The organism is Sorangium sp. So ce321 (assembly GCF_051530195.1).
In the GTDB taxonomy this organism is placed as follows: Bacteria; Myxococcota_A; Polyangia; order Polyangiales; family Polyangiaceae; genus Sorangium.
Genome location: NZ_CP150329.1, coordinates 10,730,439 through 10,749,425 on the forward strand (window position 1 = coordinate 10,730,439; position 18,987 = coordinate 10,749,425).

The 18,987-nt window shown below is 73.4% G+C and carries 13 protein-coding genes; 5 read left to right on the plus strand and 8 right to left on the minus strand.

Annotation, left to right across the window (positions count from 1 at the left end; genetic code table 11):
- Positions 1 to 875: 875 nt before the first annotated feature.
- Together WME89_RS39720 and WME89_RS39725 are read left to right on the plus strand one after the other, a co-directional pair.
- Positions 876 to 3,176 (plus strand): CapA family protein, encoded by a 2,301-nt coding sequence (locus WME89_RS39720; protein WP_438004794.1) that lies wholly within the window; start codon positions 876 to 878, stop codon positions 3,174 to 3,176.
- Positions 3,177 to 3,387: 211 nt separating this feature from the next.
- Entirely contained in the window at positions 3,388 to 4,308 is a 921-nt protein-coding gene (locus tag WME89_RS39725) for a M23 family metallopeptidase (RefSeq protein ID WP_438004795.1), read from the plus strand.
- Positions 4,309 to 4,440: 132 nt separating this feature from the next.
- Here WME89_RS39725 and WME89_RS39730 read toward each other — a convergent pair whose 3' ends face one another.
- The 4 genes from WME89_RS39730 to WME89_RS39745 all read right to left on the minus strand — a co-directional run bounded on the left by WME89_RS39730 (position 4,441) and on the right by WME89_RS39745 (position 10,070).
- Positions 4,441 to 5,385 (minus strand): RluA family pseudouridine synthase, encoded by a 945-nt coding sequence (locus tag WME89_RS39730; protein WP_437619998.1) that lies wholly within the window; start codon positions 5,383 to 5,385, stop codon positions 4,441 to 4,443.
- A gap of 5 nt (positions 5,386 to 5,390) precedes the next feature.
- A complete protein-coding gene (locus WME89_RS39735) occupies positions 5,391 to 6,869 on the minus strand; it encodes a hypothetical protein (RefSeq protein WP_438004796.1) in 1,479 nt (492 codons plus the stop codon).
- Between the two features lie 61 nt (positions 6,870 to 6,930).
- Positions 6,931 to 8,523 (minus strand): hypothetical protein, encoded by a 1,593-nt coding sequence (locus WME89_RS39740; RefSeq protein WP_438004797.1) that lies wholly within the window; start codon positions 8,521 to 8,523, stop codon positions 6,931 to 6,933.
- Positions 8,524 to 8,732: 209 nt separating this feature from the next.
- Positions 8,733 to 10,070, minus strand: coding sequence for a Stp1/IreP family PP2C-type Ser/Thr phosphatase (locus WME89_RS39745; protein ID WP_437659401.1), 1,338 nt, complete (start codon positions 10,068 to 10,070; stop codon positions 8,733 to 8,735).
- A 223-nt stretch (positions 10,071 to 10,293) separates the two neighbouring features.
- Here WME89_RS39745 and WME89_RS39750 point away from each other — a divergent pair, with 223 nt between their 5' ends.
- Both WME89_RS39750 and WME89_RS39755 read left to right on the plus strand, forming a co-directional pair.
- Positions 10,294 to 11,013, plus strand: a complete 720-nt coding sequence (locus WME89_RS39750; RefSeq protein ID WP_438004798.1) for a hypothetical protein — start codon at positions 10,294 to 10,296, stop codon at positions 11,011 to 11,013.
- Positions 11,014 to 11,149: 136 nt separating this feature from the next.
- Positions 11,150 to 12,340 (plus strand): tetratricopeptide repeat protein, encoded by a 1,191-nt coding sequence (locus WME89_RS39755; protein ID WP_438004799.1) that lies wholly within the window; start codon positions 11,150 to 11,152, stop codon positions 12,338 to 12,340.
- 98 nt (positions 12,341 to 12,438) lie between these two features.
- Here the strand turns inward: WME89_RS39755 and WME89_RS39760 are convergent, their stop codons facing one another.
- The 4 genes from WME89_RS39760 to WME89_RS39775 all read right to left on the minus strand — a co-directional run bounded on the left by WME89_RS39760 (position 12,439) and on the right by WME89_RS39775 (position 16,684).
- Positions 12,439 to 13,227, minus strand: a complete 789-nt coding sequence (locus tag WME89_RS39760) for a JAB domain-containing protein (RefSeq protein ID WP_438004800.1) — start codon at positions 13,225 to 13,227, stop codon at positions 12,439 to 12,441.
- 178 nt (positions 13,228 to 13,405) lie between these two features.
- Positions 13,406 to 14,134 carry a competence/damage-inducible protein A gene (locus WME89_RS39765; RefSeq protein WP_437620005.1) on the minus strand — a complete coding sequence of 243 codons (729 nt, stop codon included), beginning with the start codon at positions 14,132 to 14,134 and terminating at the stop codon, positions 13,406 to 13,408.
- Positions 14,135 to 14,150: 16 nt separating this feature from the next.
- On the minus strand, positions 14,151 to 14,507 hold the full coding sequence (gene xseB / locus WME89_RS39770; RefSeq protein WP_438004801.1) for an exodeoxyribonuclease VII small subunit: 357 nt from the start codon (positions 14,505 to 14,507) through the stop codon (positions 14,151 to 14,153).
- Positions 14,504 to 16,684: a HEAT repeat domain-containing protein gene (locus tag WME89_RS39775; RefSeq protein ID WP_438004802.1), complete on the minus strand. Its 2,181-nt coding sequence runs from the start codon at positions 16,682 to 16,684 to the stop codon at positions 14,504 to 14,506. Before WME89_RS39775 ends, xseB begins: the two co-directional genes overlap by 4 nt.
- A gap of 216 nt (positions 16,685 to 16,900) precedes the next feature.
- Here WME89_RS39775 and WME89_RS39780 point away from each other — a divergent pair, with 216 nt between their 5' ends.
- Complete coding sequence (locus WME89_RS39780) at positions 16,901 to 18,787, plus strand: radical SAM protein (protein WP_438004803.1); 1,887 nt, start codon at positions 16,901 to 16,903, stop codon at positions 18,785 to 18,787.
- The last annotated feature ends 200 nt before the right edge of the window (positions 18,788 to 18,987 follow it).

An 18,987-nucleotide genomic window follows, 5' to 3' on the forward strand; every position in this document is an offset into this window, starting at 1 on the left:
CGACGGCCCCGTGAGCCACGACTTCAAGGAAGGAAGCGGCCCGTCCCGGACCGCCGTGCAGGTCCGCGACCGCCGCTACCCCATCGCGCGCTTCGGGTACCTGACGAGGGACGGCCCGTTCCGGGAGACCTCCCGCGAGCTACAGCCACTTCGTCGAGCCAGACGGCATGGGAGAAGGACCGTTTACGTTCCGCGTGACCGACGCCGCCGGCCGCATGAACGAGGGTACCGATATTCCGCTCTCCGACAACCGAGAAAAAAGCGGCAAATCGCAGCTCCCGCCGTGCGCGCGCCAGCAGCCCAAAGCCCGGCCGACGGTCGACAGAGTCGGCTTTCGCTGCCAAGCTCCGAGCTTCTCTGGACTGGCACTCTTCCAGAGACCCCATGAATCGCCGTGACGGGCAGTGTGTCCAGGTGCGACGCCAGCGCGCATCGCCGCAGCGCGCCTTGCCTGCTCGCGCCCCCACACGAAAGAGACGACAGCGACGTGACATGGCGAGGACGGCCCTCCGACATCGACGTCGACGGCGCCCGCGCGGGCGAGCCAAGAAAACGCGCGCGCGCCACTCGAGCGTATAGCTAGAGCTGACCTGATCATGATAGTCTCGCGCTGATCATCTCTGTCGAACAGCTCGACATTGAAACGGATCGAATCGTGCATGGGTCGGCGCTCTCGCTGTCTTCGCGGCGAGGGCCGAGCGGCCAGTCGACGCTCGCGGCCCTTCAACGGCCAGATGTGATGAGAACCGCCGGTATACGGTCACACGGCAATTTTACACGTGGTTGACCGGCCCCGGCGGAGCTCTGCTCTGGCCTCGTCATCCTCTCTTGATGTCGGCCGTCCTGGGGCAGGCCCCAACAGACCGGGAGCGTTCATGGCAAGAAGACCCGTCATCCCTACATTCACGTCCCGATGGATATGTGCGAGCGCCGCGCTCTGCGCCTCGCTCGCCGCGGGCGATGCGCTGGCGGCGTATCGCTTCGACGCCACCGAGGCGGCGTTCGACGCGACGTACGAGGCGACACCCATCGATGTGACCGGCGTCGTCGTCGACGAGGCGGGGTCGCCGATCGCGGGCGCCGAGGTGACGGCCATCGGCTGGGGGAGCGGCGCTGTGAACCACGGCGAGCTCGCCTTCACCGACGACGAGGGCGCGTTCACGCTGGCGGCGCTGGCGCGGCGCTCGGTCCTCCTGCGGGTCGAGGTCGACGGGTACTACAGCGAGATCATCCCCGCCGATCTGCACCGGCCGCTCGCCGCGGCGGCCGCCGACATGGGCCGCGTCGTCCTCACCGTGCAGCGCCCGAACCGCGCGCGGATCCTCGTCGGAGGCGACACGATGTTCGGGCGGCGCTTCATCGACAGCGACGAGGACGGCGTCGAGGGGGAGACCGGCGACCTGATCCGGCCCGGCACCCGCGAGGCGGACGCGCGCGCCATCCTCTCCTTCATGCGCGATGTCCTCTCGTCGGCTGACTACACCCAGGTCAACCTGGAGTCCCCGGTCACGGCGAACCCGGAGACGCCGCACCCCTACAAGTCGTTCACGTTCTTCTCCTACCCCGAGACGGTCCGGGCGCTCGCGCTCTCCGGGGTGGACGGGGTGAGCCTCGGCAACAACCACATGTTCGATTACCTGGGCGAAGGCGTCGCCGACACGCTCAGCGCCGTGCCGAACGCGGGGCTCGACTGGTTCGGCGCCGGCCTCGACGAGGCGATGGCCAAGGACACCGTGCTCTACCGGACGCTCCGCGGCGTCGACGTGGCGTTCCAGGGGTTCAGCCAGATCGTGAACGACGGGACGACGCTGACCGAGTACGCGCTCACCGCCTCCGACGGGCCGCCTCCCAAGCCCGGCGCGCTCGAGCTCAGCCTCACCGAGATCAGCGACTTCATGAACACGGACGCTGTCGGGCGCTTCGCGATCCCGGTGCTGCACGGGGGCACCGAGTACAGCGACTATCCGACGTCCGGCATGCGGCGGCGGTTCACCCAGCTCATCCAGATGGGCGCCGGCATGGTCGTGGCGCACCACCCGCACACGATCCACGGCGTCGGGCTCTACGACGGCGGCGCCGGCCCCCGTTTCATCTTCATGTCGCTCGGCAACATGGTCTTCGATCAGGACATCTTCGAGACGTACCAATCGTACGTCGCCGTGGTCGACATCGACGAGGACGAGAGCGGCGGCCGCGCGGTGCACCGCGTGCAGCTCATCCCGTTCCAGAACGAGGAGTACGTGCCGAAGCTCGTGGGCGGCGCCTGGCTCGGCCGCGCGAGCCGCCACATCGGCCACCTCTCCACGACCCTCCCGGCGGCGGCGGTGGCCGGCGACACGGCGGACGGCCTCACCGGGGCGGTGGTGTTCCAGAGCGGCCCGCGGGCCGCCGCCGTGAGCGCCCCCTCGCAGTACACGACGACCGAGCAGGTCGAGACGCGGAGCGTGCCGCTCACGAGCCGCAGCACAGGGCCCGTGGCGCACCTGCGCTCGGACGGCGCGGACTCGCTCGCCGCCCTCCGGACGAGCGCCGCCGCGAGCTGTGATTACGGCCGGGAGATCATGATCTACGGCGACTTCGAGGACGGCGACATCGACGACGCCTCCCACGAGGGCTCGATGTGGTCGATGAGCGAATACCGCTACATCGAGAACAGCGTCGTCCACGGCGGGACGGGCGCGATGGTGTTCCTGCGCAAGTCGAACAGCACCTCCGAGGTGTCGACCTACATGAACAACCGCATCAAGTTCGAGCCCGGGCGCAAGCTGACGCTGAGCGGGTACCTGAAGGGGGACAACGCCGGGCAGATGCGCGCGCAGGTCTACTGGTACACGAGCGGCGGGGCGAGCGTGTCGAACAGCATCGTGTACACGCGCGCGGCCGGCACCTACGACTGGCAGCGGTTCAACGTCGACCTCACCCCGCCCTCGACCGCCGGCTCCGTGCGGGTCTACTTCAGGGCGGCCGCGCCGCCGAGCGGCGAGGCCACCACGTTCCTCGATGACGTGTCGCTGATCGAGTGGGAGGGCACGGTCGCCGACGGCTCACTCGGGTTCGCCTTCGCGACGCCGAACGACTGGAGCTTCGTGCGCTGCACGGCCACGAGCACGGCGCTCACGAGCCTCGGCGTGACGTTGACGCACAGGTCGTACGCCCTGGCCCCGGCGACGCCCTGAGGGCGCCGCGCGGCCCGAGGCGGAGGCGGCGCCGGGCGCGTCGGACGGCTGGAGGGCGAGGGCGCGAAGGCCCCGAGCGCGCGAGCCCCGCACACCGCCTCACGGCCCCCCTGACCTCGACTTCTGTGCTCTGCTTCGATACCATGAGCAGGCGGCGCTGCGCCGTGGACTCGACACCTGCACCGCGCCTGCGCGCCACGGACTCGCCACCATGAAGCCCTCGCGGAAGCCATCGTATCTCGCGCCGCTCCTGGCCCTCTCTGCGGCCGTCGCCGGCTGCGGCTCGGACCCCGAGGGAGCAGACCTCGTGTGGCCGATCGGGGGGACGGACGAGATGCAGCCGATGTCGTCGAGCTTCGGCCCCCGCCTGCAGGCCTCGCGCGATGGCGTCTACGACTTCCACCGAGGCATCGATATCCCCACCGTCATGGGCACCCCGGTGTACGCGGTCGCCGCGGGGAAGGTGACGCGCGCCGGGCGCTACAAGGACTTCGATGACGTCGTGGTGCAGATCGAGCACTGCGACGCGCCGGGCGCGTGCTTCTACAGCACCTACGTCCACCTCGCGATGCCGCTCGTCGAGGCCGGCGACGAGGTCGGGCGCGGTCAGCACATCGCCTACACCGGCCTCGCCGCGAGCAGCCTGTTTCCCCACCTGCACTTCGAGATCCGCGAAGGGGGGACCGAGAAGGTGTTCTGCGTGCACCCGCTCCGCTTCCTCCCCACGCCGGGCGGGCTGCCGCCGGCGCTCGCGGTGCGCCGCACCGACGACGACTCCACGTCGGCCGTCTCGGTCGAGGTCGAGGCCACCCTGCCCGGCATCTCCCCGGGCCTCGTCGAGGTCGCGGTCGCGACGTCGAGCCGCTCGACCGGGGAGGTCATCGAGGAGCGGGCGTTCAACTACGACGAGTGGAACCGCCAGTACACGGACGAGGGAGACGCGGCGGTCATCGACCAGGAGAGCCTCGGGGGCATCCGGATCGAGCCGGCGAAGTTCAACGCGCAGGCGTCGACCTACGTCATCGCGTTCCGCTTCAGCAACCTCGACGGGACGGCGTCGGCCGACGACCTCCGGATCACGGCGCGGGCGCGCGACGTGAGCGGCCACGTGGTCGAGGTCGACGCGCCCTGAGCCGCCGCGGCGCGCACGACGGAGGATCGAGCGCGCGCAGGCCGACGCGGCACGACCGCGTGCGCAGGACGACATGGCGCGACCGCATGCGCTCACCGCGGCGGCCGGGCGAGCGCGCGGCGCGGCGAGCGATCAAACCTCGCCGAGCAGCGCCGCCATGTCCGCGGGCAGCGGCGAGGTCACCACGAACGCGGGCACCACGTCGCTGCCGCCCCAGCCGATGTGGTGCGCGTGCAGCGCGTGGCGGCCGAGCCCCTCCACCGCGGGCCCTCCGTAGAGAACGTCGCCGGCCAGCGGGTGCCCCACCGACGCGAAGTGCGCCCGGATCTGGTGCCGCAGCGCCCGCGGGGCCCGCGCCTCCACCAGCTCCCAGAGCCCCACCTGCCGCACGCGCTTGTACATCGTCGCGGCCGGCCGCGGCGCGTACCGCGCCACGTCGCGCGGGTGGATGCACGGATAGACCCGCTTCTTGTCCTTCGGGTGCGGCGCGAGCGGCACCTCGATCGAGCCCATCTCCGGGAGGTCGCCGATCTGGCAGATCAGCAGGTAGCGCTTGTCGAGCCGCCCCTCCTTCAGGCCGGCGCCCAGCGCCGCGAACGCCGCGCTCGTCCGCGCAGCCAGCACGAGGCCGCTCGTGTCCGTGTCCAGCCGGTGGCACAGCCCAGGCTCGCGCGGGGAGAACCCGATGGCCGCCATCTCGGGGTACCGCGCGACCAGAGCGTTCGCGAGCGTGCCGCGCTCGCCCGGATCGAGCGGCGCCGTCGGCATCCCGGCGGGCTTGTTCACCACCACGAGGTCGTCGCGCTCGAGCACCACGTCGAGCGGCACGTCAGGGTCCGGCGTCGCCGCGCCGGAGGCCTCCGTGGGCTCGACGTCGACCTCCAGCACCTCGCCCGCCACCGCCACGTCGCCCTTCGACGCGCGCCGGCCGGCGCCGCTCTTGCCCTCCCCGAGCACGCGCACGCGCCCCTCGGAGAACAGCCGCTTCGCGCCCGCACGTCCCAGCCCGGGCAGCACCTGCACGAGCAGCTTGTCGAGGCGCGTCCCTGCATCCAGCTCGGTGATCGTGATCTTCATAGCTCCTACGGAATCGCCCCCTGCCACCCGAGGCCGAGCGCGGGCGCCCGCCGGCTCCCGACCACGCTCTCTCCTATCACTCCCATCATGGGCAGGCCGAACCGGTTCCACGAGGGGCTCGCGGCGCGGGCGCCAGCGAACGCGGGGCGCGTCACGTACCACGCGACGCCCGCCCCCAGCAGAAATCCTCCGGCGGCGGCGCCGACCCAGGCGCGCTGCTGGGCCTGCGTCGGGGACTCGAAGACGAGCGGGCTGGCGAGCGCGGCCGCGCCGAGGCCGCCGAGCAGCGCGCCCACGTCGATCGTCAGCACCTGGGCCGCTGTCATGTCGAGCTGCGTCGCCGCGGCGGCCGCCGCCAGCCAGCCGAGCGCCGCGCCGTAGCCCATGCCCGCGATCGGCGTCCGCTGCACGTCGCCGCGCGCCGCCCACTCGACCAGCCCGCCCAGGGTGAGCCCCAGCCCGCCGCCCGACTGCGCCATCAGCGCGCCGCCCTCGGACATGCGGCCCAGCGAGAGCCCCAGCGCCGCCAGCGTGATCCCGGCCGTCCCGCCGATCAGCCCGGAGGCCCAGCGCTCCTGGTCCGGATCCTCCGCGTGCTCCGCGAAGCGGCCCTCGTAGATCAGGTGGCCCGCGATCGTCGGCCACCACGTGCCAGACCCGAGGTACCACGCGTCGGCCACGCCGACGTCCCACTCCTCCGCGATGATGATCGCCCCGCCGAGCCCGATGCCCGCCCCGACCGCCAGGAGCGGGTAGAGCAGGCGCGGATCATCCGAGCCGCTCGATCGCTGGATCGAGAAGCCCACGAGGCCGCCGTAGAGCGTCGCGTTCGCCGCGAGCGTCGCCTTCCCGAGGCTGCGCGCCGGCGTGGCGAGGCGCCCGCGGCACGGCTCGGAGCAAGGCGCCTCCTGGCCGAGCGGCGAGGCCGCGCCCGCGCCGACGTCGAGCTCGGCCACGAGGTCGCGGAGCATCACCGCGGCGCGCACCGCGAGCTCGTCGCGCGCGACGCGCTCCACGCGCACCCGCAGCGACCGCGCGCCGCCGGAGGCGAGCGCCAGCCTGAGCTCCACGTCGTCGCCGCGCAGCTCGAGGCTCGGCGCGATGAAGAGCTTGTCGCTCGCGCGCGCGCGCTCGATGAGCTCGGCCTCGTCGGGGCGCGCGCGCGAGGCGGCGCGGCCGGCCAGCTCCACCGACAGGCCGAGGTCCTGCGCCGTGTCCGAGAGGAGCGCGTCGAGCGCGCTCGCGAGCGGCGCCGCGCGCTCGACGGCGTCGGGCGCGAGCGCCGTCGGGAGCACGACGGTCGGCCTCTCCGCAGACGCGGGTTGCGCTGTCGCGGCCGACGCGGGTCGCGCTGTCGCGGCCGACGCGGGCGAGGCCGCCCCGGCAGGCTCGGCCGACGCGGGCAGCGCGACGACGAACGCTGGCAGCGCCGCGGCGAGCGCCAGAGCGCGCGCGCGACCGCGGAGGTGCCAGGGGTCGATCATGGGTCGCTGCTTCGGCCCCGGCGACGCACGCCGCGGTGGCCACCGCCGCACGGGGCGTCGATCAGAACATGAAGGTGCCGCTCGCGAAGATGTCGAACGTGTTGCTGTCGGTGACGTAGAAGCGGCGGCCGACCGCGTTGATGGTCGGGCGGTAGTTGGGGTTCGGGCTGCCGGTGACGGTGAAGCTCCCGTCGTCGTTCTGGCGGCGGCACGGCCCGGCCGTATCGATGCTGTCCTTGTACTGCGAGTTGCACGGCTGGTCGCCGCCGATGCCGTGCCCCTGATCGTGGCGGAAGCCGACGCCGAGCTGGAACTTCACGAGCTCGGCCGCCCTCCACGTCACGCTCGCCGAGCCGCGGTACGAGCCGTACGGCTGGACGTCGCTGAGCCCCGTGAAGTACGTCCGCTGCGAGCCCTCGTCGATGACCGACGGCGCGCAGGCCCTCGGGTCGCCGCTCCTGCACGCGGTCACGTTGTACGCGTCGTTCTTGCGGAACGCCGACCACTGCGGCTGCCGCAGCGAGCTCGCGTCGGTCGACCCGAGCGCGTCGAACAGCTCGGAGTAGTCGCGCCCCTCGGAGTGGTACTCGCCGGTGAAGCGCAGATCGAACGTGAGCCCGGTGAACTTCTCGCGGTTCTCCCAGGGGTGGATCATCAGGCCGAGCAGCACGGTGCCGACGAGCGGCGGGTGGTTGACCAGCGACGTCTTCAGGTCGGTGAGGCCGTAGTCGCTCGACTCCTGCTGGAACTCGAACAGCGCCTTGAACCCGCCGTACGGCTCGACGTACTTCACCCGCTTGGACAGGAAGGTGTGGACCTCGAGGCCGATCGTGCCGCGCGACACGCCAGGATCGCGCTGGGCGACCCGCTCCCCCTCGAACGGGACGGGGGTCTGAGCTCTCACATCGCTCACGCCGTTCCGGTTGATGTCCGCCGGGTCGGCGCACTTCACCTGCCCGCTCTTCGGCGTCTCGGAGCAGGCGTGCATCGGCTCGCTCACCGGGAAGCGCCCCTCGATCCCGAACAGCCAGGTCGGCTTCGTCCGGTCGCGCGCCTGGTTCATGATGTTCACGTCGAGGCCGACGGCGAGGTGCTCGATGCCGCTCCGGTTCGGCGACGTGAAGGGCAGCGAGAACAGCTGCTCTCCCGGGGCGCCCGCGAGCACGACGCTCTGGTGATCGGCGCTGCCGTCGAGGCCGGTGAGCTCGCGCGAGTTGTTCAAGATGAGCGGCATCTTGAGGTAGAGCGCGAGGTCCCGGTACAGGCCGACGTCGAGGCGCATGTTGAACTTCGACGTCGCCTCGCTGTAGCTCGCGACGTTGAGCAGGTTCGACGTGTAGCCGCCCGTCGACAGCCCCGGCCCGGCGATGCTCGTCTCGCGGCGGATCTTCGCGCTCTTCGTCGCGTGCTCGAAGCCGAAGCTGAAGTTCAGGTCGAAGGTGTCGCCGTCGTCGAAGGCGTCGACGACGCTCGTGATCTCGCCCGTCTCCATCATGAGCCGCGGCTCGGTGGCGCTGCGCGGCTCGTCAGCGGACGCGGGGGACGCCGCGAGGAGAGCCGCCGCCGCGACGGCGAGCGACGCGAGCGCCGAACCTCCATCCACGCTGATGGAGACGCGAGCAAGATGGCCTTCGCCGTACCTTCTGCGGTGCATGCTCATGGTTATCCGTCGGACGGACGCTACCGGCCGGGGCAGGAGGGTGTCAATCCGCGAATCGCTCGCCCGGCACGCCCGGCCGCGCCCCGTCGATCTCCCCGTCGCCTCCCCGTCGCTTGACGGGCGCGGCCGCCAGCCGCCGGGATCCCGCTCGCTCCGTCCCCCGTGTCGGGGCGCCGCCGGCGGCGCCGCGGCGGCGCGAGGGCTCAGCGCGCCTCGGCGCGCTCCTCGGGGGCGAACGGGCTCTTCCCCTCCTCGCTGTCGGGGAAGATCTCGCTCGTGATGTCCTCCGCGGCGAGCTCCTCGCGGGCGGTGGTCAGGTCGCGCGACGTCTGGTCGAGCCGGTCGGCGAGCACCCCCAGGAACTGCCAGAGCAGCTTCACGGCCAGCTCGTGCTCCTTGCGGAGGATCTCGAAGAAGTCGGCGCGCCGGACGGCGATGAGCTCGCTCTGCTCGACGGCCGAGACGGTGGCCGAGCGCGGCATGCTGCGGATGAGCGCCATCTCGCCGAAGTGCTCGCCCGGGCCGACCTCGCTCAGCACCGCGTCGCCGCGGACGATCCGGACGAGGCCCGAGAGCACGATGAAGAGCTCGTCGCCGCGATCGCCCTCGCGGACCACGATCTGGCCGGGCTCGAACGAGAGCACCTCGGCGACCTGCATGACCCGGAGCATCTCGCGCTCCTGGAGGCGCGCGAAGAGCGGCATCTTCGCGAGCACGTCGCGCTTCAGGGCGAGCAGGCGGGCGCGGACGCTGTCGCGGTGATCGCCCTGGCCGAGCCGCACGAGGACCGCGGTGATGTTGTCCTTGCCGCCCTTCTTGTTCGCGAGATCGATGAGGCCGTTCGCGGCGACCTCGCCGTTCTCCTCCTCGAAGAACGGCTCGAGCTCGGCGGTGTGGGCGATGTAGCCGTGGAGCCCGTCGGACGCGAGGAGGAACTGGTCGCCCGGGAGCACCTCGATCGTGAGCGTGTCGACCTCGACGCGCTCGTACACGCCGACGGCGCGGGTGATCGCGTTCTTCTGCGCGACCTTCTCGATCTGATCGCGCGTGAGCTTCCCGCGCTTGATCAGCTCGTTGTAGACGGTGTGGTCCTCCGTGACCTGCTGGATGCGGCCCTCGCGGAGGAGGTAGATGCGGCTGTCGCCGACGTGCGCGATGTAGCCGTGCGAGCCCGCGATCAGGAGCGCGGAGAGCGTCGTGCCCATGCCGCGCTTCGTCGTGTCGGCCTTCGCCTCCTCGTGGATCCGGGCGCACGCGCGCTGGACGGCGTGCTCGAGGAGGCTGAGGACCTCCTTCATCGCGGCGCGCCGGACGTTGCTGCGCGCCTGGTTCTCGATGAGGTCCCGCTCCTTCTTGAGCTCCTCGTGGATGATGCGCACCGCGAGGGCGCTGGCGACCTCGCCCGCGGCGTGTCCGCCCATTCCGTCGGCAACCACGAAGAGCGCGAGCTTCTTGTCGACGAGGTAGTTGTCCTCGTTGTGGTCCCGCATGCGGCCCACGTCGGTGGCCGCATAAAACCTGATGTTTTCGGACAGGCCCATCGGTTCGGGCAGGCTACCCGAGGGCGCGGGAGGAAATCACTAGCGATTGCGCCCACCGCGAACTGGCCGACCGCCGCCCGTCCTCCGCGCACCTCGCCGCGCCTCGCCGCGCCCGGGACGTGCCTGCGCTATCGGGAGATGCTCGGGGTGAGGGTGGGGGATCGACCGCGTGGCGGCCGCTGCGAGCGGCGGTACATTCGGAATGCGCAGAATGGGAGGTTCGATGCGGCTCGTCCTCTTCGATAACACCGACGTCGGGTGGGGCAGCTCTCGGCGGCCGAACGTCGCGCGCCGGCGGCGCGAGGGCGCGGCGCGCGAGCACCGCGCCGCCGCCGAGCCCGAGGACCTCGAGGTCGTGGGCGAGGCGGTGGGCGCGACGATCGGGCTCACGCCGATCTGGCGCGCCGGTGCGTTCCTGCACCGCGTGACGGGCGCGGCCCATACGTGGCACGCCGCCTCGCGGTGGGACGACGCGCTCCGGTGGGCGGCGCGCACGGCGCGCGAGCGCGGCCGGAAGATCACGTCGCTGCAGGCGTGGGGGCACGGCGGCTGGGGGTACATGCGGCTCGGGGAGACGCGGCTCGACGTGGACGCGCTCCGGCCCGGCTCGCCGCTCGACGGGGCGCTCGACGCCCTGCGGGGCGAGCTCGCGGGCCCCGACGCGCTCGTGTGGCTCCGCTGCTGCAGCGCCTTCGGCCACACCGGCCAGGCGTTCGCGAAGGCGCTGGCGAGCCGGCTCGGCTGCCGGGTCGCGGGGCACACGTACATCATCGCGTTCTATCAGAGCGGGGCGCACTCGCTCCGCCCGGGCGAGGCGCCGGGGTGGGATCCGCGCGAGGGCGTGCGCTTCTCGGGCGGGGCGCCGGCCGGCGCCCTGTGGTCGTCGCGCACGGCGCCGAACACCGTCTCATGCCTGGCGAGCGACCTGCCGCCCGGCTACTGACCGCGTCAGATGGCGGCCGCGCGGCCGCGCGGCCGCGCGGCCGCGGGCGCTCGCGGCGGCGACAGGGCGGCTCGCGCTCGGCCGCGCGGCCCGGCGGCGCTCGACCAGCTTCCTCGCGCCGGCGTAACCTGCCGCCATGACGCCGCCCGAAGCGCTGCGCGCCCGCGCGCTCGATCTGCTGAGCCGCGGGGACATGGCCGGCGGGATCGCCGGCCTGGAGGAGCACCTCGCGGCCGAGCCGGACGACGCGGGGGCGTGGCGCGCGCTCGGGGCGGCGTACGCGGCGGAGGGCCGCTGGGCGGACGCGGCGCGGGCGCTCGCGCGCGCCGTCGATCTCGACGGCGGCGATGTCGACGCGCGCCTCACCTACGCCCGCGCGCTGGTCCGCCTCGGCCAGCTCGACGCCGCGGCCGCGCAGCTCCGGCAGGGCGCCGCGAGCGAGCCGCCCGACCCGCGGGTGCTGCGCGAGCTCGGGATCGTGCTCTACGACCAACGCGACCACGACGAGGCGGCGCGCTGGCTCGCGCGGGCGTGCGAGGCGGCGCCGGACGACGGTCGGGCGGCCTTCGCGCTCGGGCTCGCGCACGAGGCGCGGCGGGACATCGCGTCGGCGATCGCGGCCTACCGCGAGGCGGTGCGGCGCGCGCCGGGCTTCTCCGACGCGCGGCTCACGCTCGCCGACGCGCTCGCGTCGATCGGGGAGCACGAGCAGGCGCTGGGCGAGCTCGAGGCGCTGCTCGCGCGCGAGCGCAGCCACGAGCGGGCGGCGCGCAACCGCGAGGTGCTGCAGCGCGCGCTCGCCGAGATGCGGGCGCGCCGGCTGCTCGGCAAGACGGAGCGGGAGCTCGCGCGGTCGGCACTCGTCGTGGAGGCGCAGCTCAGGCGCCGCGAGCAGCTGCCCGCGCCCGAGGCGGCGGGGGAAGGGGCGGCGCGGCAGCTCGTCCGCTACACGGCGCCGCTCCTCGAGCTGTACGCGACCCTCGACGCGGGCGGAGGCCCCGGCAGCGGCGTCATCGAGGCGCTGCACCTCGTCTTGACCGATCCGGATCGCGCCGCGCGCGCCGAGGACGACGTCTTCAAGGTCACGGTGATCTCCGAGGACGGCCGGCAGACACCGGTGAACTACGCGACGGGTGTGTCGCTCACGTTCCTGCGCGAGGCGCTCGGCTGTCCGATGACGCAGGCGAGCGCGCTCTACGCGTCGCTGCTCCAGGGGAGCCCCTCCGTCGGCTGGGGCGGCGCGACGCTGCGGCTCGCGAGCGTGCCTGGCGCGGCGAGCACGCCCGGCGGAGCGCGGCACGGGATCCTGGTCAGCCGGCAGGGCTAGGCTGCCTGGGCGCCGTTGATGGTTCAATTTTCTGCTGGAGGTGCGCTCCCGGAAGCCTCAGCGGGAGCTCACGCTCGCAGGGCGAGGCCCGCGCGGCGTCAGGGGCGCGGCCGGTCGACAGCGACGGCAGCGTCGGGCGGCGCGTCGCCGGGACCGATCATCCCGAGGTCGTGCAGCGAGGAGTAGTGCCCGTCCGGCGCGAGGATGACGTGGTCGACGAGCGGCACCCCGATCACCTCGCCGGCCGCGGCGACCGCGTTGGTCATGATCACGTCCTCGGGTGACGGCGCCGAGTCGCCGCTCGGGTGGTTGTGCACCAGCACGAGCGCCGAGGCCGCGTCCGCGATCGCGGCGCGCAGGATGTCCTTTGCCGTGACCGAGCAGCCGTGCAGCCCGCCCTGCGCGACCCTGCGGGCGCCCCTCATCCCGTTGCGGCCGTCGAGCGAGATCACCCACATCTGCTCGTGCTCGAGCGGGCCGAGGTGCGCCGCGCACCACGCAGCGATCGACGCCGACGTGCGCACCGGAGGGCGCGGGCGCACCGCGCGCTCGAAGGCGCGCCGCCCGAGCTCGAGCGACGCGGCGATGCGGAGCGCCTTCACGAGGCCGAGGCCGGGGTGCTCGGCGAGCGCGTGCGGGCCGAGGCGCGAGAGCCCTTCCAGCCCGGAGAAGCGGGCGAGGAGCGCGGCAGCGACGAGCGTCACGGGCCGGCCCGCGAGCCCGGTGCCGAGCACGATCGCGAGCAGGTCGGCGTCGCCGAGCGACCAGATCCCCTCCTCGAGGGCCCGCTCCCGCGGGCCGGCGAAGCCGGTCAGCGCGGAGGGCTCGTCGGCGTACGGATCGAGGAGGTGACTGGACGGCAGCGCGGCGCTCTTCCACAGGCTCATGCGCGAGCGACAAGCACGCGGCGGGCCCGGGGGCCGTGCGCGCGGCGCCCCGGAGATCGCGCGCGCCGGCGGAGGTGGCGGCGCGGCGGCGGGGGTGGCGGCCGCCAGGCGCGCGGGCCGCGCCAGGCGCGCGGCGCCTCGGCATGATGCGCCCGGCGCGCCGGCTGAAGCGCGCGCGTCACTCGACGCGGACGATGGTCTCCGCGGGCAGGCTCTCGGCGAAGGCGTCGCGCGCCGCGCGCACCCTCGCCTCGATGAGGCCGTCGAACGTGAGCTTGGTCCGGTACTCGGCGCCCGACCACCGGGGGTAGGAGCCGATGTCGACGTCGCGGTGCGCGTCGACCACGCGATCGAGCATCGGCTTGAGCTGCCCCTCGTCGAGGGTCGTGAACACCGCCAGCGAGATGAACGGCGCGCCGCCAGAGAGCTCCGCCTGGATGAGCGCCTGCTTCGCCCGGAAGATCTGCGGCACGCCGGGCAGCATCCACACGTTCCGCATCACCACCGCCGGCCACGCGGCGCTGCCGCCGGTCACGAGCCGCGCGCCCTCCGGGACGCGCGCCATGAGCAGGTGCCCCTCGGTGAGCCGGTCGCCGTAGTACTCGCGCAGCATGCTCTCCATGTTGGGCGCGCTGACCACCGGCACGCCGAACGCGCGCGCGACGCCCGCGATCGTGAGGTCGTCGTGCGTCGGGCCCACGCCGCCGCTCGTGAAGAGCCAGTCGTGCGACGCGGCGAGCGCGCGCACCTCCGCGGCGATCACCTCGATGTCGTCGAGCACCATGACGGCCCGCTCCAGCTTGACGCCGAGCGCGCGCAGGGTGCCCGCGAGCACGAAGAGGTTCTCGTCAGCGATCTTCCCGGTGAGCAGCTCGTTGCCGATGATCAGCGCCGCCGCGGTCCTCATCTCACCCTTGCTCCGCTCAACCCTCGAACTCGCGCGTCACCGGGCGCCCGTCGGCGTCCATCCCGAGCAGCTCCTCGACGCGCTTCTCCGCGCGGTCGAGGCGCTCCTGCGCCGACCGCGACAGGCGGATGCCCTCCTCGAAGAGCGAGAGCGCGCGCTCGAGCGGCAGGTCGCCGCCCTCGAGCTCCGCCACGATCTTCGCGAGGCGGCGCGTCGACTCCTCGAAGGACATCGCGCCGGCGCTCGCCGCCTTGTCGCCGCTCACCGGCGCGCGATCGGCATCGCCCGCAGACGCCGCCGATGCGGCGCGGGATGCAGCGCCCGCTTCCGCGTCCGTGCCGCTCTCGTCCGTCGCGTTGCTCATCGTCGTCATGAGCCAGCGTCCCCCGGTGATGCGGCCGGCGCAAGCAGGACGGAGCTCACCCCGGGCGGCACCCCCGGCACGAGGAGCACGCCGTCGGGATCGGCCACGACCGGGACGGCCAGCCCGTCCGGGCGGACGAGCCGCGCCGGGCGCGACGACGCGCTCGCGGCCGCGCTCCGGTCGTTCGGGACGATCGCGATCCACACCACCCCCGTCGCCAGCGCGGAGGGCGCATCGAGCGCCCGCCGGTCGGCACCGGAGAGGGCGGCCCGCGCGAGCGCGCGCACCCCCTCGTCCGGATCGAGGTCCCGCGCCGCTTCGAGGACGCGCCGGCGCTGCACCTCGGCGCGCCGGGACAGCCCGCGGACGATCGCGCGGCGCACAGCGGCGTCGTCCTCGAAGCGATAGGCGCGCGCGAGGAGCGAGACGCTGTCGGGCATGGGGTCGCTCCCGAGGCCGAGCGCGACGTGCGCGCGGACGACGGGGTCGCTGCCCTCGAGCAGCCGCTTGAGCCTGCCGCGGATCACCTCGTCGTCGCGGGCCGCGAGCGCGCGGGCGGCGAGCGGCGCCAGGGGACCGCCCGCCTCGGCGAGGGCGGCGAGCCGCGAGGTCGCGACAGCGCCGCCCCGGGGCGCCGCGAGCAGCGCGACGCCGGCGGAGATCGCCGCCGCGTCGGGCGCGCCGCCGCCGCCCGGCGCGGCGAGCTCCGCGAAGAGCGGGGCGAGCGCGACGAGGGCGCGCTCGCCCCGCGCGAGGGCGCCGCGCGCCGCCGCATGGACCGCCGCGCGATCGCAGGAGGCCGGGGAGCACTCGCCGACGACCTCGCTGGCGTCGCGCAGGCCGAGCGCCACGGCGCCGAACGCCGCGACGGCGCGATCGCTCGACCCCCTCGGCGCGGCCAGCGCGGCGAGCAGCCGCCCCTCGAGCGCCTCGGGCGCGTCGCGCAGCGCGAGGCCGCGGACCACGCCGGCGCGCAGGCCGAGCCGGCGGAGGTCCGCGTCCTTGGCGGCGCGCGGGCCGTCGATCATCTCCGCGACGGCGGCCCGCGCCTCGGCGCCGGGCGCCGTCGCCAGCGCGAACGCCGCCGCCGTCGCGAGCTCGGGGCGCTCGATCGAGAGGCGGCGCAGCTGCCGCGCCGCCTCCGCGCCGCCCGCGCGGCCGATCGCCGCGACGGCGCGCGGCCGCGCGTCCTCCGGGAGCAGCGGGAGCGCGCGCGCGAGCGCCGGCGCGAGCCGCTCCGCCGGCGCGAGCTCGGCGAGCCGGAGCCCCTCGAGCCGCGCGAGCTCGGACCCGAGCAGCGCGGCCACGGCGTCCGGCGCCTCCGGGGCCCCGAGCTGGACGAGGACCTCGGCGCTCGCCTCGAGGAGCCCCGGCTCCGGCCTGCGAAGCCACGCGCGCGCCTTCGCCAGCGCGGCCTCGTCGCCGAGCCGCGCGAGGGCGCGCGCCGCGGCCACCTGCGCCGCCCTGTCGCCGCCCTCGAGCATCGGCCGCAGCGCCGGGAGCGCCCGGAGGTCTCCGAGCTCGCCGAGGAAGGCGACGAGCGCAGGCTCGAGCCGCTTGCGGCTGCCGAGCAGGAGCTGGAGCGACGCGGGCGGGTACGCCTTGAGCGCGCGCGCCGCGGCCTCGCCCGCGGCGCCGCCCTGCACGATGGCGTTCACGAGCGCGGCGAGCGCGCGCTTGTCGCCCGAGCGAGCGAGCGCGAGGGCCGCCGTGCCGCGCAGCAGCTCGCCGAGCGGCGAGGCGGCGCTGCGCGCGGGGGCGCCGCCCTCCGCGAGCTCGCGCGAGAGGAGCTGGCGCACGCTGTCGCGCGGCGCGTGCGGGGCGAGCGCCCGCACCGCCGCGAGGCGCGCTTTCGGGTCGCGCGCCGCCGGCGCCCCTTGCTCGAGCGCCGCGAGCAGCGCGTCGATCGCCTCCTCGGTGCCGATCGATCCGAGCCGCTCGATGCCGCGGAGCCGCGCCTCCGGGTCGCTCGAGGCGAGCAGCCGCTCCGCGACCGGCACGCCGAGGTTGCCGCGCAGCGGCGACGTGCCGGGCTCAGCAGCCGCGGGCGCGCCGCTGCTGTCCTCCGCCTGCGGGGCGCGCGCGGTCCGCGCGACGGGCTGCGGCGCCGCCGCGCCGGCGAGCGCGGTGGCCGCGAGCGCCGCCGCGAGGCCGAGGGCGCGGGGGGTTCCAGGGAGCAATCGCATTCGCTGCGCCGCACTATCCCGCGATCGGCGGCCCGCTGTCACGCTCCCGGCGGCGCCGCGTCGGCCGCCGTCAGCTGCCCGGCGGCGCCGTGCCGACCGCCCGACGGGGCGCGTCGGCCCCGCGTGACAAGCCTGGAATTTGATGGAAGCACGCGCCAGGTCGACCTACGGTGCAGCCGCGAATTGCGGCTGTAGCGGCTGTAGAAGAGGTGACGCTTGATCGACCTGGTACGGACACTGGAAAAGGCCATCACGGTATCCGCCAACAAGGTATGGCCGGTCTTGCAGCAGCTGAGCCGGCTCGGTGACGAGCCCAGGCCGTTCCACCCGAAGTGGAGCGACAAGCCGATCCCGAGGGGCGGCCAGCGATCGAAGCCCCCGCTCGGCTGGCCTCGCGAGACGGACAGCCTGTGCCCGCGCTGCGTCAAGGAGGCGCGCGCCGAGATCCTGGGCGGCAAGGCGGACTGGACCCGGCTCATCACCGACAAGCCAGGGGAGATCCGCGCCCGCATCGTCGCGCGCGACGGGCGCGTGGTCATGGAGAAGACCTGCCCGAAGCACGGCTCCTTCTCGGACACGATCTCGATCGACCCGGACTTCCTCGCCCGCATCGAGCGCCTCTTCGGCGGGCGCGACGTCGAGATGACGCCGGACCGGATCCACAACCACGGCTCGAGCACCATCCGGTACGGGCGCGGCGCGGTCCTCACGGTCGACCTGACGAACCGCTGCAACATGATGTGCGACCCGTGCTTCATGGATGCCAATCAGGTCGGCTATGTGCACGAGCTCTCCTGGGAAGAGATCCAGCGGATCCTCGACGACGCGGCCGCCGTGCGCCCGCGCCGGCAGATGTCGATCCAGTTCTCCGGCGGCGAGCCGACGCTGAGCCCGCACTTCCTCGACGCCATCCGGTACGCGCGCGCGAAGGGGTACTTCGCGGTCCAGTGCGCGACGAACGGGATCCGCTTCGCGGAGGAGCCGGGCTTCGCCAGGAAGGCCAAGGAGGCGGGCCTCCGGATGGCGTACCTGCAGTTCGACGGGGTCACGAACGCCGCGAACAGCCACCGCAAGATCGGCAACCTCTACGACGTGAAGCTGCGGGCCATCGAGGAGCTCTCGGCCGCCGGCATCGACGTCATCCTGGTCGTGACGATCGTCAACGGCGTGAACAACGACCAGGTGGGGCCCATCATCGACTTCGCGGTCCAGAACGCCGACAAGGTCACGGTCGTCAGCTTCCAGCCGGTCAGCTTCACCGGCCGCGACGAGGACATCTCCGACGAGCTGCGCGAGAAGCAGCGCTACACGCTGAGCCACCTCGCGCACGACGTCGCCCGGCAGACGGGCGTGACCGATCCGCTCCGCGACTGGTTCCCCCTCTCGTCGCTCAGCCCCTTCGGCGACGTGACCGACCTGCTCGACGGCCCGGACAAGGACTGGGGGCAGATCAACTGCGGGTGCCACCCGAACTGCGGGATCGGGACCGTGCTGTTCGTCCACAAGCAGACGAAGCAGATGGTCCCGCTGCTCGATTTCGTGGACGTCGAGGGGCTGCTCTCCGACCTCCGCGCGATCTTCGACGCCGGCCGCGGCCGCGCCTTCACGAAGGCCCAGGTCGTCGCCGCGCTGCTACGCCACTACCGGCCCGAGAAGGCGCCGCCCAATTTTAACCTTGCGACGCTGGTGAAGCAGTTCATGAGCCAGACGGGCGCCGCGCACGCCGGCGAGGGCGACGCTCACAAGTACGAGTGGCGGGTCCTGTTCGTCGCGGGGATGTGGTTCCAGGACCTGTTCAACTACGATTTCCGTCGCACGGAGATGTGCATCATTCCGTACGGAACGCAGCTCGGCGAGATCAGCTTCTGCGCCTACAACACCGGCGCTGGGTGGCGGAACATCCTCGAGAAGATGAAGGCCAACGCCACGGTGGCCGAGTGGTACAAGAAGCACGGCAGGCACCCTGTGTACGCGAAGAACAAGGATCTTCCGCTGCCGGCCTACGACAATCCCCTTACGATAGTCGAGCACGACCTTGCTTTGCGCGAGCGCGAGCAGGGCGGCGCGCGACCGGCGGCCAGGCGGCTGCCGATCGTGAGCTGATCCCGCAGCAACCGCGCAGGCCTGCGCCGCCAGCGCCGATCGCCGACCAGCAGGCCACGCCGGCGCTGGCTGTCGGCGATCGGTCGTATGGCGCCTCACATCGACACGGGTGCACCCGCTCTTCGTCATGGCTGTGCAGGACGTGCGCGCGCGCGAAGGACAGCGCGGGACTCATGGAGAACGCACCAGGCATGGTGTAG

Coding starts and splice junctions, on each gene's coding strand:
- WME89_RS39745 (WP_437659401.1), bottom strand. CDS start 10,070: ATGGGCCTGTCCGAAAACATCAGGTTTTATGCGGCCACCGACGTGGGC.
- WME89_RS39755 (WP_438004799.1), top strand. CDS start 11,150: ATGACGCCGCCCGAAGCGCTGCGCGCCCGCGCGCTCGATCTGCTGAGC.
- WME89_RS39725 (WP_438004795.1), top strand. CDS start 3,388: ATGAAGCCCTCGCGGAAGCCATCGTATCTCGCGCCGCTCCTGGCCCTC.
- WME89_RS39765 (WP_437620005.1), bottom strand. CDS start 14,134: ATGAGGACCGCGGCGGCGCTGATCATCGGCAACGAGCTGCTCACCGGG.
- WME89_RS39730 (WP_437619998.1), bottom strand. CDS start 5,385: ATGAAGATCACGATCACCGAGCTGGATGCAGGGACGCGCCTCGACAAG.
- WME89_RS39735 (WP_438004796.1), bottom strand. CDS start 6,869: ATGATCGACCCCTGGCACCTCCGCGGTCGCGCGCGCGCTCTGGCGCTC.
- WME89_RS39720 (WP_438004794.1), top strand. CDS start 876: ATGGCAAGAAGACCCGTCATCCCTACATTCACGTCCCGATGGATATGT.
- WME89_RS39775 (WP_438004802.1), bottom strand. CDS start 16,684: ATGCGATTGCTCCCTGGAACCCCCCGCGCCCTCGGCCTCGCGGCGGCG.
- xseB (WP_438004801.1), bottom strand. CDS start 14,507: ATGACGACGATGAGCAACGCGACGGACGAGAGCGGCACGGACGCGGAA.
- WME89_RS39750 (WP_438004798.1), top strand. CDS start 10,294: ATGCGGCTCGTCCTCTTCGATAACACCGACGTCGGGTGGGGCAGCTCT.
- WME89_RS39760 (WP_438004800.1), bottom strand. CDS start 13,227: ATGAGCCTGTGGAAGAGCGCCGCGCTGCCGTCCAGTCACCTCCTCGAT.
- WME89_RS39740 (WP_438004797.1), bottom strand. CDS start 8,523: ATGCACCGCAGAAGGTACGGCGAAGGCCATCTTGCTCGCGTCTCCATC.